The following is a 17,240-nucleotide window of genomic DNA, read 5'->3' on the forward strand; positions in this document are numbered from 1 at the left end:
TATATGCAGAGTGCCATGGAAGAAATTCATCCCTCGACGACGGCACCTGGCTGGGGTCAACACTTGCGCGCGCTGGTCAAGATCGCGGCTCCTCTCAGTTTTTCGCAGCTGAGTGAGATGGCCATGAATGTGACCGACACGGTGCTGCTCGGTGGTCTTGGTGCCACCGCCCTCGCTGTCGGCGGGATGACCACCAATCTTTTCTTTTGCACCTTCATTACCTTTCAGGCGGCGCTCGGTGGCGCAAGTATTCTGATTTCGAGAGCCAGAGGGCGTGCCTTTGCTGCGCAAGGCGCAGTCGAGGACCTGTCAGGAATTGTATCCTCTGGCGTTGTTCTGGCGCTGCTGCTTTGCCTGCCTGTTCTGGCCATACTGCTGCCCGCCGGGTCCGTCCTTCAGTTCTTCAACGAGCCGTCGCAGATCGTGTCGCAGGGCAGTCATTTCATGCATCTGCTCCTTTGGGCGTTGCTCCCCAATCTGGTCGTGATCGGAATGCTTCGCATCATTCTGCCTGCGTTCGGAAGCGAGCGCCTGTTGCTCTGGACCATGCCGGGTATGGCCGTCATGAACGGGTTCCTCAATGCGGGTCTGATTTACGGGCATTTCGGATTGCCGCAGCTGGGGCTCTGGGGCTCAGCCTGCGCCACAATTGTCACAGGCTGGTCGGTTGCTTTCCTGCTGATCGTCCTGGCGCGTCGACAGGCGCATCTCAAGCGCCATCTGCGTCTCACGAGGCCGGATTACAAATCGATGATCGAGATGCTGCGGCTTGGGCTGCCCATGATGGGGGCAACCGGTGCCGAGCTTCTCGCTTTCCAGATGACCGGGCTCCATGCCGGGTCGCTCGGCGCGGTCTCCTCAGCCGCGCACCAGATTGCGCTGAGCGTGACCAGCACGGCCTTCATGATTAGCCTTGCACTCTCTCAGGCCGTCAATATCCGTGTGGCCTACTGGCTCGGTGCGGGGGCTCCGGCGGCAGCTTTGCGCACGACCTTGGGCGCACTCTCTCTGGTCGTTGTCTGGACCTGTTTTACGGCAACGGTTCTGTTGTTCTTCCCCGAGTATATCGCCGGGCTCTATATTGACGCTCATAGCGCGGACGCGGTGCAGGTCATGCCGATTGCCGTCTCGTTGCTCAAGATTGCGGGGGTGTTTCAGATCCTGGACGGGGTGCAATGCATTTGTTCAGGAGCATTGAGAGGGTGTCATGACACCCTGATGCCGATGGTGCTCATGGTGCTGACCTATGTGCCCGTTGCGATCTTCGGGGGGGACTGGCTTGCTTTCAAGGCAGGCTACGGCGCCATTGGTCTCTGGATGGGGCTGGCGGCCGGGCTTGGCATTCTCTCTGTTCTGTTATCAGCCCGTCTGTTCATGACGTTCCGGCGGCTTCTGGCTCACCAGAAACCGCCTTTCGCCCCGACCATCGCCGATCCTGCCTGAGGGCAGGAGTGCTGGCTCAGGCTTCGGGAATGCTGATGGTCTGCCCCGGATAGACTTCCTTGCTATGAGCCATTTCGGTCTCATTGGCGGTGTGCAGGTCCTTGGCCGTGATATCGGCTTCCGTATTTTCTGCGATGTGGGCCAATGTTTCGCCAGGCGCGACCTGATGAAAGACAGGAGCAGGTGTGCCTTCCGGCACGGCGATCTCGGCGTGTACCGTGTCGATGCCTGCGATGTTTCCTGCAGCAAGAATAATCGCGTCGCGTTCTGTCGCTGTCTCTGCAGTGGCTTTGATGGCAACGGTCCTGTCGCGCACGGCGATATGCGAGACGGAAAGCTGCGACAGTCCGTATTGTTTGAAAGCCCGCTTGATCAGCCCTTCATGCGGGGCGCTTGGGGCCGGATTGCCTGCATGATTGATGGCTTCCACTTCCGCCTTGTCGTTCAGCTTGCGACCGGCAGCGCGATTGAATTTGAAAATAGACATGAAGGCCCTCCTTTGAAGTTGTCGGGTACATAAGGGAGGCGAGCGCGCGAAGCGAGGGGGAAGTCCCAAGGGCGAGCGCCTGTCTTTTGATGACGTTCCAGCCGGATCATCGTTCCCGGTCCGTGCAATTTCCATTGACAGTCCGGGGTGGGTCCTATACCTGCCGCCGCTATTGCCGGGAACGTGGACGTACCGGCCGTAACCGGATCGGGATCTGCATTCCGTGGTTGCGGCTCGAGGTATGCGCCCGTCTCTTCTAATTCGAGGAGAGGCCTACCGGCGCAACAAGCGGTTGTCACGCAGCAACAGGACAGCCCGAAGTCGAAGCGAGTTCTTGCACATGAGCAAGCGCCAAGAGAGCAAGTATAAAATCAATCGCCGTCTGGGCGTAAACCTGTGGGGCCGCGCCAAGTCGCCGGTCAACAAGCGGGAATACGGACCCGGTCAGCACGGCCAGCGTCGCAAGCAGAAGCCTTCGGACTTCTCGATCCAGCTGATGGCCAAGCAGAAGCTCAAGGGCTACTACGGCAACATCAGCGAGAAGCAGTTCCGCAAGTATTATGACGAAGCCGTTCGTCGTAAGGGCGATACGTCTGAGAACCTGATCGACCTGCTGGAGCGTCGCCTGGATGCGGTGATCTACCGCCTCAAGTTCGCGATCACCCCGTTCGCAGCGCGTCAGTTCGTCAACCACGGTCACGTGACGGTCAATGGCCGCAAGGTGAACATTCCTTCGTATCTGGTTCGCGATGGCGACGTGATCGAGGTTCGTGAGCGCTCCAAGCAGCTCGCCGTTGTTCTCGACGCTGCCCAGTCCGCTGAGCGTGATGTGCCGGAATACATCGAGGTCGATCATCGTCAGATGAAGGGCAAGTTCGTTCGCAGCCCGCGTCTGTCCGATGTGCCGTACCCCGTGCAGATGGAACCGAACCTCGTGGTCGAGTTCTACTCGCGCTAAACACCGGGTCTACCGGGTGTTTCTGGCGAATGCCGGATCGGGGTCGCCCCTGGTCCGGCATTTGTCGTTTCTGGTATTTGTCGATTTATCGAAGGTCTTTCTGATGTCCGAAGCCGCGTCCGCCCCCGTTTCAGCCCCCGGTCTTGTCAATGAGATCCGGCGCCGCCGGACCTTCGCCATCATCTCGCATCCTGACGCCGGTAAAACCACTCTGACCGAGCGCATCCTTCGTGCCGGTGGCGCGATCCAGCTCGCGGGTAACGTGCGTGCCAAGGGCGAGCGTCGGCGTACCAAATCGGACTGGATGGGGATCGAGCGCGACCGTGGTATTTCGGTCGTCACGTCCGTCATGACCTTCGAATATGGTGGCTGTGTCTTCAATCTGCTCGACACGCCGGGTCACGAAGACTTCTCTGAAGATACCTATCGTACGCTGACAGCCGTCGACTGCGCCGTCATGGTGATCGATGCGGCAAAAGGGATCGAGGATCGCACGCGCAAGCTGTTCGAGATTTGCCGACTGCGCGATATTCCGATCGTGACCTTCATCAATAAGATGGATCGTGAGGCACAGGATTGCTTCGGTCTGCTTGACGAAATTGCCTCGACGCTTGCGCTCGATACGTCTCCTGCGACCTGGCCCATCGGACGCGCTGCACATTTTGCAGGCACCTACGATATGAGAACGCGCGAGATACGCGGTGAGGCGTCCGCGCTACCACAATCTGATGCGCGTATGATCGCCCTTTCCGAAGAGCTGGAACTGGCAGAGGCTGCCCTTCCGCTTTTCGACCGTGAGTCCTTCGATGCCGGACATCTCACTCCTGTGTTCTTTGGCAGCGCCATGAAGGAGATCGGTGTGACTGATCTCCTCGATGCGCTCGTCGCTTATGGTCCGGAGCCTCGTGCTCAGCCCAGCGAGACGCGCGAAGTGAAGGCTGACGAAGAGCAGGTCACAGCGCTGATCTTCAAGATCCAGGCGAATATGGATCCGAACCATCGCGATCGCATGGCTTTCGCCCGTGTTTGCTCGGGTAAACTGACCCGTGGAATGCGACTGAAACATGTCCGCACCGGCAAGCAATTCGCGCTTCACACCCCGCAGTTCTTCTTCGCTCGAGACCGTCAGCTTGCTGAGGAAGCTTTTGCGGGCGATGTCGTCGGCTTGCCGAACCATGGCACTCTGCGCATCGGCGATACACTCTCGGAAAATGAAGAGTTGCGTTTTACCGGCGTGCCGCATTTTGCACCGGAAATCCTGCGTCGTGTGCGTCTTGACGATGCGATGAAAGCCAAGAAGCTCCGTCAGGCTCTCGTGGAACTCGCCGAAGAGGGGGTGGTGCAGCTGTTCCGCCCTCAGGATGGCCTGCCCCCTATTGTTGGGGTGGTGGGAACGCTCCAGCTCGACGTGCTTCAGTCACGGCTCAAAGGGGAATATGGCGTCGCGATCGGGTTTGAATCGACGCCTTATACAATTGCCCGCTGGGTGACGGGTGAGCACGCCAAAATCGAGGCCTTTTCGATGGTCAACCGCTCGGCGATGGCAGATGATCTGGACGGAGACCCGGTTTTGCTGGCGAGTTCGAATTTCATGATGCGCCGAACCGTTGAGATGAATCCTGATCTCGCTTTCCATGATATCAAGCAGATCGGATTAAGCAGCTAAAACATTGCTCCGTTGAATGTTGAAAAGCCCCGGCTAGATCGGGGTTTTTTATTGTCGGGTTGAGTCGCTTCCACTGGGCGCAGCAAGACGGCTTCGGAATTCAAGGCGGGAAACCGTGCCACCACGTCCGGAAGTCTCTGTAGTCTTGAGAAAGTCCTGCTGCGCTGGTGAGTTTTGAGGAGGTGGAAAGCAGGATCCTGTACAGCTTTCGATCAGCCGCACACCAAAGCTGGTCATTGACGAGTGATAGTTGCTCGCCAGCGATCCAAATCTCGTTCCTAGATTGTAGATGGCCGCTCGCCGAGTTTTTCTCGACTCAACGGACAAAGAAAAAGGCCTTTGGCACGAATGCCAAAAGGCCTTTTCTCTTGAACCAATCCTGAGACCGCCGAGGGCGATCTCAAAATCAGGTAGAAATCAGCGCAGGATGATTTCGACGCGACGGTTCTGCGGCTCACGGGTGTTCGGACCCGTCGGGACCAGCGGGTGCTGCTCGCCATAGCCGTGGATGTCGATCGCAGCGGCAGGAACGCCGTCACGGATCAGCTCAGCCTTGACCGACTGTGCACGACGGACCGAGAGGCCCTGGTTGTACTTCTGGCCGCGAGCACCGGGGTGTGCAGCAGAGTTGTCTGTGTAGCCGTTGACTTCGATGCGCGTCGTCTGGACGTGCGTGGAAGCCTGAGCTGCCTGAGCAACGATCTCACGAGCGCGACCCGTCAGGTTCGACTTGTCCCAATCGAAGAACACCAGGTAGGTGCGAGCAGGCTGAACTGCAGGCGGCACAACGACCGGAGCCGGCGGCGGCGGCGGGGGAGCTGTGTCGAACGCATAACGCAGGCCCAGGATGAACTGGTGGTTGAAGCGGTCGTTGCCGAAGTTCACGTTACCCTTGTGAGGGCCTGTTCCGCCATTGTTGTAGGCGGTCGAGCGGTATGCACCATCCGTGAAGGTCTGGCCGATCATACGGTATTCGGTCGTGAGCGCGAGACCCGGGACGCCCGGAATGTCGTAAGCTGCACCGACGATGCCTGATAGGCGAAGCCACCCTGCGTGCCACCGACGCGGCTCGTTGCACCATTGGTGTACGAGGTCGTGATCGGGTTGTAATGCTGCCACAGGTAACCTGCACCGACACCGACGAACGGCGTGACGGGCACGTTTATGCCGAACTGAGCCAGATCAATGTCATACAGGACGTTGATGAAGCCGCCGTAGGACTGGTCGGAACCGCTCGTCGAACCAGCGACTGCGGTGCCACCGCGGTGGTTGATCTGGGAGTAGTTGTAGACGCCTTCGACTTCAGCGCGCAGGCCGTTGCCAAAGCCCCAGCCGAACGAACCGAAGCCCGTGAAGCCGTCCTTGTGACGGAACTTGGAGCTGGTGCTGCCGTTGCCGGTCGTGCCGTCGGCCTGCGTCGTCGGAGCGAAGTGGGCGTGCTGGGTCTGAACCAGATTATAGCCACCGCCGATGTTGACATACGGGCCGGTGATGGTGCTCGCCATGGCGATCGTCGGGGCGGCTGCCATCGACGTCATGGCCAGAAGTGTCGTGCGGAGACGCATTAGTTTCGTCCTCATAAATTCATCCATTCGAGCCTGCTGTCTTCCCTCCAGAGAGGCGAAGGAACAACAACCTCAGCGCGATGCATAAGTGCGTATAGAGCCGTCGGTTCCGGTTCAGGAAGTCAGTTCCAACGGTATTTGACGATTAGGCGAAATAGCCGTGTCAAAACTGCAACACTTCATTCCGTCAAATTAACGATCTCTTAAGCAACTCCTTATTGTAGTGATAAATTTGTTGGGTGCGTCATCAACGGATCGTGAGGTGAGCCGAGGGGTTTCGGCCCAAAAGGGGAACTGATGCCGCTCCGGACTTACAGAGCGCAGCCTTCTTGCATCAGAACGTCACGTACCGTGTCCATTTCAACATCGCGGCTCGTAAACGCCTGGCCAATCCCGCGAAGCAGAACGAAAGAAAGTTTTCCATCCTGAACTTTTTTGTCTCGTGCCATCGAGGTGATGAGTTCATCGGCGCTCAGGGTTTCGTCGAACCAGTCGAGGCCTGCCGGCATGCCCAGCTTTCTGAGGTGGCTGTCGATGCGCACCAGATCCTCCTCCGGGCAGTGCCCCAATGCAACCGAAAGGGCTGCCGCAAGGTGAAGCCCCACCGAGACGGCTTCACCATGAAGAAGGCGGCCGTCGTACTTGAAATGGGCTTCGAGCGCGTGTCCGAAGGAATGTCCGAGATTGAGGAGGGCCCGCCCGTCCTGAGCTGCGGTTTCCTTCTCGTCGTCCATCACGACCCGTGCCTTGAAAGCGCAGGCGCGTTTGACCGCCTCAGCCAGCGCAGCAGGCTCGCCGTTGAGGATTTCCGCACCATGGCGCTCACACCATGCAAAGAGTTCCGGGTCGGCAATCAGGCCGGCTTTAACAATTTCCGCATAGCCCGCAACGCGTTCGCGACGGGCAAGCGTTGCCAGAGCAGAACTGTCGGCCAGCACGATCTGTGGTTGATAAAAGGCCCCGACCAGGTTTTTCCCTGCGCGCGCATTAAGCCCTGTTTTGCCGCCAACTGAACTATCGACCTGTGAAAGAAGGGTCGTCGGTATCTGCACGAAAGGAACGCCGCGCAGAAGACTGGACGCCACAAAGCCGGAAAGATCGCCGACCACGCCACCACCGAGGCCGATCACTGTCGTGCGCCGCTCCACGCCATGGTCGAGAATCTCGTTGATGAGCCCGGCGTAACGGGTGAGAGATTTCGACTCTTCTCCAACGGGAACCACGAAAGCCTTGGCTTGGATCCCCGTCTCCTCAAGACCTGCCATGAGGCGGGGAAGGTGTAGCCTCGCGACGGTTTCGTCCGTAATCACAACGGCGCGCTTCTGGGGCAGGATAGGGGCCAGCCAGGCGCCTGCACGGCTGATGAGGTCAGTGCCGATCAGCACCTCGTATTGATGGGACTCCAGCCTGACGGGCACTCTGAGCGGCTGAGTGTGAGCATCGAGTGCTTCCACGATCCGATGCGTGCCATGATCGATAGTGTCATCTCCGCAATCCACGATGATATCGGCCTCTGCATAAATGGGGTGACGCTGCGCCTGAAGCGCCGCCAGGTTGATTCGATATTGCCCTTATCGAGCAACGGCCGGCCGGTCCGACCCGACACACGGCGTACCAGAATCGGCAACGGGCATCGGAGCCAGACCGAGCGGGCGTGCGCTTTAACAAGCCTGCGCGTGTGAGGGTCGATGAAGGCGCCGCCGCCAGTTGCGAGAATTTTGGGCGGGCCTTGCAACAGGCGCTGGATGACCCGTCTCTCACCATCGCGAAAAGCCGGTTCGCCGTGCCGGGCGAAGATCTCGGCGATGGTGCATCCTGCGGCGCGTTCGATCTCCTGATCTGCGTCTACGAACTCCAGGCCGAGCCGACTGGCCAAGCGTCGTCCTATCGTCGTCTTCCCGGCACCCATTAATCCGACGAGGACAATCATCTTAGCCTGATCGGTCGTTTTCTGCGGGGCGGGCGAGGAGGAGACCGATCCCGTGACAGGATCAGGCAGGTCAGACATCGTGAGGTTTCGATCAAAAAGAGGAGGGCGTGACATTTTCGCTAGGCTAACATAGAGAAAAGCGGCTCGCCACCGACTGGCCCGTTATCGGTTCTGCGTCGGGTCGAAATCTTGTAGCCGCGCCCTTTGTCAGGAGCCCCCATGTCGTCACTGAGCTTTCCACGGATTGCCCTGGCCGTTCTCCTTCTCATCGTGCTGGGTCTTGGTGGTGCCTTTCTGAAGCTGGGGATGAACCCGCCCTTGCCGGTGCAGGTCATCGTTCACAAGGATCTGCCCGGCACGCAGTTTGCGGCCACTCAGCAGGCGCCTCAGGCAGCGGTTGCCCTGCCTGCCATGCCTGAACCGGTCGCAGCACCGACACTTCAGCACTGACATGAGACGAGAGAGTGCCCTGCCGCCTGCGGCAGAGGCTTTTCTCGAAATGCTCGCGGCTGAACGTAACGCTGCTTCCCGTACCCGTCAGGCCTACGCAGCTGACCTGACAGATTTTATCCTCTTTCTCCGCCTTCGATCACCGGAGCCGATGGCTCTTCTTCACGTCAGGCGTGAGGACGTTGCCGCCTACGGCGCGATGCAAAACGACGCGGGACTCTCGTCCCGGACGACGGCGCGTCGGCTTTCCTGCCTCAGACAATTTTATCGCTTTGCCCAGAGAGAGGGCTGGTGTCTGAGCGATCCGACAGAGAGCGTGACCATGCCACGGCACAGTGCTGCCCTGCCGAGATTGCTCTCTGAAGAGCAGGTGACGGCTCTGATTGATCGAGGGTGCACCGGTCACGACAATGAGCGTCGGGATCTGGTCAGTCGTGCCGCTCTGGAGTGGCTTTATACGACGGGATTGCGAATCTCGGAGCTGCTGGCGTTGCCTGCACGCGTCGTGCAGCGCGAAGCGCCGATGGTTCTGGTGCGGGGAAAAGGGGGGCGTGAGCGCCTGATTCCTGTCTCTTACGGCGCGCGAAGTGCTGCTTTGGCTTTGCTGCATCATGATCGCGATCTGGATAGTCCCTATCTTTTTCCCGGACGGAATCCTGCCAGGCCGCTCACCCGGCAGGGTTTCGACAAGATCCTGTTTCATGTGGCCCTCAAGGCAGGGATCGATCCGGCTCTGGTGTCACCGCATGTGCTGCGTCACTCTTTCGCGACCCATCTTCTGGAGCGTGGTGCCGATCTTCGTGCGCTCCAGATGCTGCTTGGTCATGCCGACATCGCGACGACCCAGATCTATACGCATGTCATGCAGGAGCGGCTCAAACAGGTGCTGACCCAGCATCACCCGCTTTCTGACGATGCATCCTCGTGAAGCAACGGATTGTTGTCGGGCGCCAAGCCGTGCTATCGGCGGGACATGCGTCAGTATCTCGATTTCGAAAAGCCGGTAGCCGAGCTTGAAAACAAGATTGCCGAACTCCGCCAGATGGCGAAGGACGGCGAAGGCATCAACATTGCCGACGAAATCGGCAAGCTCTCCGACAAGGCGGAGAAGCAGCTTCGGGCCGCTTATACAAAGCTGACACCCTGGCAGAAAGTCATGGTTGCCCGCCATGCGCAGCGTCCTCGCGCCCTCGATTACTTCAAGGGCCTGCTCGAGGAATACACGCCACTTGCGGGTGACCGTCTGGGCCATGACGATCAGGCTATTGTCGGAGGCCTCGCACGCTTTCGTGGTCAGGCCGTCATGGTGATTGGCACCGAGCGTGGCTTCGACATGGAGTCGCGTCTCCGTCACAATTTCGGCATGCCCAAGCCGGAAGGCTATCGCAAGGCGCAGCGTCTCGTTGAAATGGCTGGACGTTTCGGTCTGCCGATTCTGACCTTCATCGACACGTCGGGGGCATGGCCCGGTATCGATGCCGAGGAACGCGGTCAGGCTCAGGCCATTGCGCGTTCTACAGATTGCTGCCTTCGCGCGCCGGTGCCACTGATTGCGATCATCATCGGTGAAGGTGGTTCAGGCGGCGCTGTGGCGCTGGGTGCAGGCGACCGCGTGCTGATGCTCGAGCATTCGATCTATTCGGTTATCGCGCCCGAGGGTGCCGCATCGATTCTGTGGCGCGATCCCAAGCAGGCATCGACAGCCGCAGAAGCGCTCAAGCTGACCGCGCAGGATCTTTTGAAGCTTCGTCTGATCGACAAGATCATCCCGGAGCCGATCGGTGGCGCGCAGCGCTTCCCTGAAGAGGCCATTGCTTCAGTCGGTGATGCGATCAGCTCCGTGCTGGGTGAGCTTGTGCCTTTCGAGGGCGAAAACCTCGTTGCCAAGCGTCGGGAAAAGTTCCTCGCGATGGGTCGCGACACGCTCTAGGCGCAACATATCCGCTCAGGCGGAAATGTTAGCGCGATTTTCAAAGCGCCCGGTCCTGTGCCGGGCGCTTTGTTGTTTTCAGGCTGCAGGTTCTCCCGGTAGCGGGGTCTCGCCAAGTACTTCGATCAGGAGGCGGATGCGTTCGCCTGCAGCCTCGACCTGCTGCGCATCATATCCTTTTGCCACAAGCGAGACGCCTTTGCGTCCATCAGCTCTTTCGAAAGGATAAGACCCCAGATCGAGTTCAGAAAAATCGTTCTGAATCGCTTCAAGGCCTTCCGCTAATGTTCCTTCGCGCAAATCAGCGTGCCATGCGACAGAGCTAAGCGGAGTGCCCCCTTTGAGAGTGGGGAGCAGCGCGGTGAACATCGACTGCATAATGGAAGGTACGCCTGCCATGACGTGGACATTGGCGATGCTGAACCCGGGCGCGATCGACACGGTGTTTCGGATCGGTTCCGCCCCACGCGGCAACCAGGCCATGCGCTGTCGCGCCTTGTTGAACTTTTCTTTGCCCAGATGATCTTCGAGTGCCTTGTAGCTCTCCGCATGACACTCCAGAGGTACCCCAATCGCCTCAGCAACGCAGCCAGCCGTGATGTCGTCATGTGTCGGGCCGATCCCGCCTGTCGTCAGGACGTGATCGAACTGCGTTCGACAGGTGGCGACAGTCTCGACGATTCGTTTTGCCTTGTCGGGAATGACGCGCACTTCCTCAAGCGCGATGCCGGCCTGGGCGAGACCCGTTGCGATGAAGCGGATATTGGCGTCCTGGGTGCGCCCCGAGAGAATCTCGTTGCCGATGATGAGGAGACAGGCTGTTGGTGGCATGGGAAACTCCCTTGAGGGTGAGAGCAGAGGGACAACCTTATTGCGTCGCACTGCGTTAGGCCCGGGTGATTTTAAGACTTTGCGCAGGAGAAAACGAATGACTGAACCGATGAGCGAGCCGGGCGCGACCTGTGTGTATGATCTTCGCGCTGGTCTCGGTGAAGGTCCTGTCTGGATCTCGAGCGAAAATGCCGTCTACTTCGTGAATATCAACGATCATCAGATCCACCGGTTCAGCCCGGGACTTGGCGAGACGGCGCACTGGATCGCACCCAACAAGGTCGCCTTTCTCATGCCTGCCGATGATGGTTCGTTTCTGGCAGGTCTGCCCGATGGCTCTATCGTTTCGCTCCGCTCGATGGCAGCTTCACGAAAGTTCTGGACGTCGAAAACGACCTTCCCGGCAACCGTCTGAATGACGGCTGCGTCGATCTTTATGGTCGGGGTTGGTTCGGCACGATGGACGATTCAGAGTCATCGCCTTCCGGATCGCTTTACAGCATTCAGCATGGCCCAGAGGGTTTCATCCTGCGGCGCCACGACACAGGCTACACGGTTTCCAACGGTCCGACCGTTTCGCCCGACGGAAAGCATCTCTATGCGTGCGACACCCCAAATGGTCTGATCTATCGTTTCGACATCAGCCCAGATGGCTCGCTTGAAAACAAGAGCGTTTTCGTGCGGTTGCCGGAAGAGAAGGGTTATCCAGACGGGGTTGTGGCCGATAGCGAGGGGAATGTCTGGTGCTCGACCTGGAATGGCAGTCATGTCCGTTGCTTCACGCCCGAGGGCGTCGAGCGTGCGGCTTTCAGAATTCCTGCGCCGAATGTGACCAAAGTCTGTTTCGGCGGTGACGACCTCAGGACGGCCTATGTGACGAGCGCTCGTAAGGGCCTGTCAGAGGAGCAGCTTGCCCGTGATCCGCAATCGGGCGGTCTTTTCACGTTTCAGGCAGACAAGGCTGGGCAACCCCAGCATCGCCTGAAGCTCTCAGGCCAGAAGTAGCTCTTTGAGGAGGGGAATCAGAGGGCGGTCCGGCGCGGGCATTGGGTAGGCATCGAGCTCTTCCGGGGTGACCCAGAGGAGTTCCTGTCCTTCCCGGGGCTTCGGCTCGTGGCGCCAGCGACGGCAGAGATAAAGCGGCATCAGCAGATGCCTGGCCCCGATATTTTCGGAAACGAAGGTAAAGGGGGCGATGCATCCACCTGATATATCGATTCCAAGCTCCTCATCGAGTTCACGGATGAGTGCCTGCTCAGGGGATTCATGCGGCTCGACCTTGCCTCCGGGAAACTCCCAGAGACCCGCAAGGGGTTTGCCGGGCGGTCGGCGCGCGAGCAGAATGCGTCCTTCGCGATCCACCAGCACGCCAGCGACGACGAGGAGGATGCGTGACGCCGCGGTTTGCGTTGTCTCAGGACGGCTGGTGCGGGTCTTGCTGAATGTCAGAACCGGATGAGGGTCCGGCCCGCGCGACAAAAAAGGAACGCGCGAGGCGCCTGAGCGCTCGAAGCCAAGTCTATCGAGCAAGGCAATCGAGGCCAGATTATCTTCGGCAACGTCCGCGACGATCCGGGTGATCGGGAGTGTCGAGAAAGCCCACTCGACCACAGGTTTCACGCAGGCGGTTGCGATACCTTTCTGCCAGTAAGGCCGCCCGATCCAGTAGCCGATCTTGGCGGCCTGGTCAGGATGGCCGAGAGACAGGCCGATACACCCAATAAGCGTCTCACCGTCACAGATGGCAAAGTGCCAGGCCTTGCCCAGAGTCTGGCGCTCGATGGTACTGGCAATCCACTGATCCGCCAGTTCCCTCGGGTAAGGGAAGGGCAGGTGGCTCAGCATCCGCACCACACTCCAGTCATTGACCAGACGATGTACGTCGGCACCGTCTGTCGGCCTGAGTGCGCGCAGCGTGTAGGGCGCAACGTCGAGCGAGAGACTCATTCCGCAGGCGCGGTGGGCTGGATGCCTGAACGACGCAGAAGATCACGCAAGGCATTGATCACCGGGAAAATTTCCTGATTGCGATCTCCACCCAGCTCCTGCCAGGCGCGCTGCTCCAGCTCCACGATCTCGCGATCTTCGGCGAAGATGCGGTTGGTGAACGCGACGAGCAATGGCCAGGCCAGCTCAAGGGCGCCTTTCAGCTTAGGACGTCGGATCGAGAGCAGACCAAAGACACGGCAGGTGAGTTGATCCTCGTCCTGCGGCACATAGGTGATCCAGAGATCCATGACCGGAGGGGCTTCACCCGCGCGAATATGAAGCGTCTGGTGAGGGTAAAGGGTGCGAATGGTCATGACATCGCGATGAGCAAATTTCGCGCCGTCCTTGCGGCGTTCGCCGAAAATGAGCGCCTCTCCCAAAGGCTGTTTGCCGCCGACGCGGGCGAAGCTGTAGCGGGCCTCGACCATGTTAGGTTCGTTTTCGCCCCCGAGATAGCGCGGCTTCATCTTGCCCATCTCTTTGGAGTGCATGACTGATGGTTCATATCCATCAGGTTCTCATGCATGAAGCTGTAATGGCACTTCACCTGCGCGCCAAACCGACGGGTCTTGTAGGCGGGGTCGGCCGCCGAACCCAGTCTGGGAAACGGCGTGGTTTCTGCTTTTTCCGGGTCTCCGGGAAACACGAAAATCAGCCCCTGAACTTCACGACAGGGATAGGTTCTCACGCCGTTGGGTAGCTTACCCTTGCCAAGATATGGCACGTCGATGCAGCGCCCCGAGCGCCCATACGCCCAGCCATGGTAACAGCACTGGACAGCCTCTCCTTCGACACGACCTTTGCTTAGAGGCACCTGCCTGTGAGCGCAGCGATCTTCCAAGGCAAACACAGTGCCCTCTTGCGGACGAACAAGGGCAATCGGCTGACCCGCAAAACGGGTGGCAATCGTCTTGCCCTTCTTCAGCTCACGCGACCAGGCAACGGGGTACCAGTGATTGGGATCGCATTTGATCCGACGCAAATCGGCCGCATCGTCGCCTAATCTCATGGCATCGGAGCTGCGCTGGATCGGTGTCGAAGATGCAGGAGTGTCGATAAGAAGGCTTTCCGTCATGGGTATTCCTGTCGTGACCTCTCTTTTGACTCAGGCTTGCCTCAGAACTCGTAAATTCTGGGAAGCTGCGGCCCGGAGGGTATGCACACTTACGCTCGGCCCAACACTAGCAGGCTTGTCCCGACGGGGAACAGAGCCTTTCTCGGTCGAGAGTGATGTTGGATCAAAATCACCTTTCGCAATGGAGGTTTGAGTAAGAATATTGCGCGCAAAGGTCTTTTTATGCTGGCTCCATGTCACGAACTGTGTTTTTTTTGCCGCAATCGATCCGTTGTCGAAAGAAAATATCCTTTTCGATATTGTAACGATTTTGGAGAGCTGCCTAGACTGTCCGTAGTTGAAGACCCACGGAGAGACAGCTCGAACGATGCTTACGAAACGAAGAATACTGGCTGCGGCGACCCTTCTCTCCCTTCCATTCGGGGTAAGCTATGTTCAGGCTGCGACACAGCCGGCACAGCAGACTGCGCAGAAGGTCAAGAAGGCGAGTGCTGCCCATCAGCGAACCTCAATCGGTTCGCCTCAATCCCTGGCGTCGGTCCCTAAGATCCGCACGAAAAAGGCGCGTGACGCGAGCGGTGATAGCGGTGAGTCGGTCATTGTAACGGGAACCCATGCCTTCAACCGCAAGGCCCGTGACAGCTCGGTTCCCGTTACGGTTCTCTCTTCCGCCACGCTGCGCCGTTCAGGTCAGCTCAATCTGGCTGATGCGATCACGCGTGTTGACCCGTCGATTACGGTCACGGCGAATGGTGCCGATGCGGGTGCCCTGACATCTGCCATTCGGATGCGCGGTCTCAATCCGAATGAAGTGCTGGTGCTGGTCGATGGCAAGCGACGCCACACCACCGCCAATATCTATGCCGATGCAGGCCCACAGCAAGGCTCGACCCCGGTCGATCTCAACATGATCCCGGCGGGCGCGATCGACCATATCGAAATCTTGCGCGATGGCGCTGCGGCTCTTTATGGCTCGGATGCGATTGCTGGCGTGGTGAACGTCATCACCAAAAAAACCAGCCACGGGATCAACACCGTCGCCCAGACGGGCGCCAATGCCTATAATGGCGATGGCTGGCAGTATCTGGTCGGCGCCGATGGCGGCCTCAAATGGGGCAATGACGGCTTTGTCCATCTGAGCGGACAGGTTTATCACACCGATCACTGGGTTTCGAACCTCAAGAGCACGAACGACCACCGCTGGAAGACCGGTGCGTCATGGCCTGCCAATTCGAACAAGATCCTCTCCAATCCCGAAGAGACGCGCGAAAACCTCTCTATCGAGTGGGGCAAAGGCATCACGGAAGGCCTCGAGACTTACGGCCTGATCACCTATGCCCATCGCCACGCTGAGTCTTATCAGAACTACCGTGTGCCGACGGTTGCGCCGAGCGCTTATCCGTATGGCTTCTCACCAATCGAGACGATTGAGGAGAACGACTTTCAGGCCAATCTAGGCATCAAAGGCGATGATCTCCTTGGCTTCAGCTGGGATCTGAGCACGCTTTACGGCCAGGATGACAACGACATCGGGAACAAGAACACCTTCAACCCGAATTACTACAAGGCCTATGGCTTCTCGCCGACCACCGTGCGCGCCCAGAGCTATTCTCTGGCTCAATGGACAAACAATTTCGATGCGCGCCGCAATTTCCGTATCGCGGATGTGGTTCCGATGACGCTCGCTTTCGGCGCTGAGCATCGTCTCGAAATGTACCACATCATGGAAGGCGAGCCGGCCTCCTATCAGCTTGGTGGAACCCAGGGCTTTGCTGGTCTCACGCCGCAGAATGCGGGCAAGTGGCAGCGTAACATCTGGGCGGGCTATCTGGATGGCGACTTCCATCCTCTGCCGCACTGGGATCTCGATTTTGCGGGTCGCTTCGAGCATTACACCGATGTCGGCAATACCGAGACCGGCAAGGTGACGACGCGCTACGATATTACCAGCAAGCTGGCCGTTCGCGGGACCATCAGTAACGGGTTCCGTGCGCCGACGATGGCTGAGCAATATTACTCCGCGCTCAACGTTTCACCGACCGGTGCTTCGGGGCTGCTTCAGACCGTTGGCGCCGCTGGCAAGACGATCGGTGCGCAGCGCCTGAAGCCTGAGCGCTCGACCAGTGCGGAGGGCGGCATCATTGCTGAGCCGCTGAAGGACTGGCATCTTTCGGTTGATGTCTATCAGATCAACATCCGTGATCGCATTATCGGCTCGGCGACGGTCAATGGTCAGACCGCTCTCGATGCGATTGCATTGACGGGCGTCAACCTGCCGAGCGGGATCGATTCTTCAAACGTGACGGCGAACTACTTCGCCAATGTGGCCAGCACACGTACTCAGGGGTTGGACTTACAGACGGATTATCTGCTGCATCTGCACAAATATGGGACGCTCAATCTGAGCGCGATGCTGAACCTCAACCGGACACGCATCAGCCATATCAACACCAATGCGTTCGGTAATCCTGCCGCTAACGCGCAAACGGTTGGCTACCTGACAACAGGGTCGCCGCGCAGCAAGCTCATCCTGAATGCCTACTGGACCTATCACCAGTGGGACGTGAACTTGCGTCAGACCCGTTATGGTGAGACCAAAACGTTGCTTAGCTATCAGGATCTTGCCCCGGCTGCGATCAAATACTCGAACACCCAGTGGGCAGAATTCAAGAACACGCCAGCGTGGCTGACCGATCTCGAAGTGGGGTATCGCTTCACGGATCACTGGCATTTGGCAATCGGCGCGAACAATATTTTCAATGTTCGCCCGCGCCACGTAAACCCGATCAACAATTATCTCGGGCCGAAAATCTATGATACGAACTCGTCCGGTGTGCCGGTTTATGGCGCCTATTACTACGGTCGTCTGAACGCGACCTTCTAAGTACCTTCCCCGGGTCAAATTCATTCTGGCCC

At 58.7% G+C, this 17,240-nt stretch carries 10 protein-coding genes and 4 pseudogenes; 8 read left to right on the forward strand and 6 right to left on the reverse strand.

Going from position 1 to position 17,240, the window contains the following annotated elements; translation table 11 throughout:
* Nucleotides 1-15: 15 nt before the first annotated feature.
* Complete coding sequence (locus JCM15831_RS04780) at nucleotides 16-1,443, forward strand: MATE family efflux transporter (protein ID WP_025823134.1); 1,428 nt, start codon at nucleotides 16-18, stop codon at nucleotides 1,441-1,443.
* A gap of 16 nt (nucleotides 1,444-1,459) precedes the next feature.
* On the opposite strand, the gene JCM15831_RS04785 is transcribed toward JCM15831_RS04780, so the two are convergent.
* Nucleotides 1,460-1,930 carry a LysM peptidoglycan-binding domain-containing protein gene (locus JCM15831_RS04785; protein ID WP_025823136.1) on the reverse strand — a complete coding sequence of 157 codons (471 nt, stop codon included), beginning with the start codon at nucleotides 1,928-1,930 and terminating at the stop codon, nucleotides 1,460-1,462.
* Nucleotides 1,931-2,270: 340 nt separating this feature from the next.
* Between JCM15831_RS04785 and rpsD the strand changes: the two genes are divergently transcribed.
* Both rpsD and JCM15831_RS04795 read left to right on the forward strand, forming a co-directional pair.
* A complete protein-coding gene (gene rpsD, locus JCM15831_RS04790; protein WP_025823138.1) occupies nucleotides 2,271-2,888 on the forward strand; it encodes a 30S ribosomal protein S4 in 618 nt (205 codons plus the stop codon).
* 103 nt (nucleotides 2,889-2,991) lie between these two features.
* Nucleotides 2,992-4,554, forward strand: coding sequence for a peptide chain release factor 3 (locus tag JCM15831_RS04795; RefSeq protein ID WP_025823140.1), 1,563 nt, complete (start codon nucleotides 2,992-2,994; stop codon nucleotides 4,552-4,554).
* A 417-nt stretch (nucleotides 4,555-4,971) separates the two neighbouring features.
* On the opposite strand, the pseudogene JCM15831_RS16690 reads toward JCM15831_RS04795, so the two are convergent.
* Both JCM15831_RS16690 and aroB read right to left on the reverse strand, forming a co-directional pair.
* Nucleotides 4,972-6,119: pseudogene (locus JCM15831_RS16690) on the reverse strand (OmpA family protein).
* Between the two features lie 311 nt (nucleotides 6,120-6,430).
* A pseudogene (gene aroB / locus JCM15831_RS20875) lies at nucleotides 6,431-8,127 on the reverse strand (3-dehydroquinate synthase).
* A gap of 141 nt (nucleotides 8,128-8,268) precedes the next feature.
* On the opposite strand from aroB, the gene JCM15831_RS04815 reads away from it, so the two are divergent.
* Genes JCM15831_RS04815 through JCM15831_RS04825 form a run of 3 tightly spaced genes read left to right on the forward strand, consistent with a single transcriptional unit; the run spans nucleotide 8,269 to nucleotide 10,429 of the window.
* On the forward strand, nucleotides 8,269-8,499 hold the full coding sequence (locus tag JCM15831_RS04815; RefSeq protein WP_051528319.1) for a hypothetical protein: 231 nt from the start codon (nucleotides 8,269-8,271) through the stop codon (nucleotides 8,497-8,499).
* 1 nt (nucleotide 8,500) lies between these two features.
* Nucleotides 8,501-9,427 carry a tyrosine recombinase gene (locus tag JCM15831_RS04820; protein ID WP_025823144.1) on the forward strand — a complete coding sequence of 309 codons (927 nt, stop codon included), beginning with the start codon at nucleotides 8,501-8,503 and terminating at the stop codon, nucleotides 9,425-9,427.
* A gap of 45 nt (nucleotides 9,428-9,472) precedes the next feature.
* Nucleotides 9,473-10,429 (forward strand): acetyl-CoA carboxylase carboxyltransferase subunit alpha, encoded by a 957-nt coding sequence (locus tag JCM15831_RS04825; protein WP_025823146.1) that lies wholly within the window; start codon nucleotides 9,473-9,475, stop codon nucleotides 10,427-10,429.
* Between the two features lie 78 nt (nucleotides 10,430-10,507).
* Here the strand turns inward: JCM15831_RS04825 and JCM15831_RS04830 are convergent, their stop codons facing one another.
* Nucleotides 10,508-11,260 carry a competence/damage-inducible protein A gene (locus tag JCM15831_RS04830; protein WP_025823148.1) on the reverse strand — a complete coding sequence of 251 codons (753 nt, stop codon included), beginning with the start codon at nucleotides 11,258-11,260 and terminating at the stop codon, nucleotides 10,508-10,510.
* Between the two features lie 109 nt (nucleotides 11,261-11,369).
* On the opposite strand from JCM15831_RS04830, the pseudogene JCM15831_RS16705 reads away from it, so the two are divergent.
* Nucleotides 11,370-12,265: pseudogene (locus JCM15831_RS16705) on the forward strand (SMP-30/gluconolactonase/LRE family protein).
* On the opposite strand, the gene JCM15831_RS04840 reads toward JCM15831_RS16705, so the two are convergent.
* Together JCM15831_RS04840 and JCM15831_RS16710 are read right to left on the reverse strand one after the other, a co-directional pair.
* Complete coding sequence (locus tag JCM15831_RS04840; RefSeq protein ID WP_025823149.1) at nucleotides 12,251-13,207, reverse strand: bifunctional GNAT family N-acetyltransferase/(deoxy)nucleoside triphosphate pyrophosphohydrolase; 957 nt, start codon at nucleotides 13,205-13,207, stop codon at nucleotides 12,251-12,253. The pseudogene JCM15831_RS16705 and the gene JCM15831_RS04840 overlap by 15 nt on opposite strands.
* Nucleotides 13,204-14,258, reverse strand: a pseudogene (locus tag JCM15831_RS16710) (Rieske 2Fe-2S domain-containing protein). Before JCM15831_RS16710 ends, JCM15831_RS04840 begins: the two are co-directional and overlap by 4 nt.
* Nucleotides 14,259-14,691: 433 nt before the next feature.
* Here JCM15831_RS16710 and JCM15831_RS04850 point away from each other — a divergent pair.
* Nucleotides 14,692-17,208, forward strand: coding sequence for a TonB-dependent receptor plug domain-containing protein (locus tag JCM15831_RS04850; RefSeq protein WP_025823150.1), 2,517 nt, complete (start codon nucleotides 14,692-14,694; stop codon nucleotides 17,206-17,208).
* Nucleotides 17,209-17,240: the final 32 nt, after the last annotated feature.

Origin of the sequence: Asaia astilbis JCM 15831, from assembly GCF_000613845.1 — a bacterium.
In the GTDB taxonomy this organism is placed as follows: domain Bacteria; phylum Pseudomonadota; class Alphaproteobacteria; order Acetobacterales; family Acetobacteraceae; genus Asaia; species Asaia astilbis.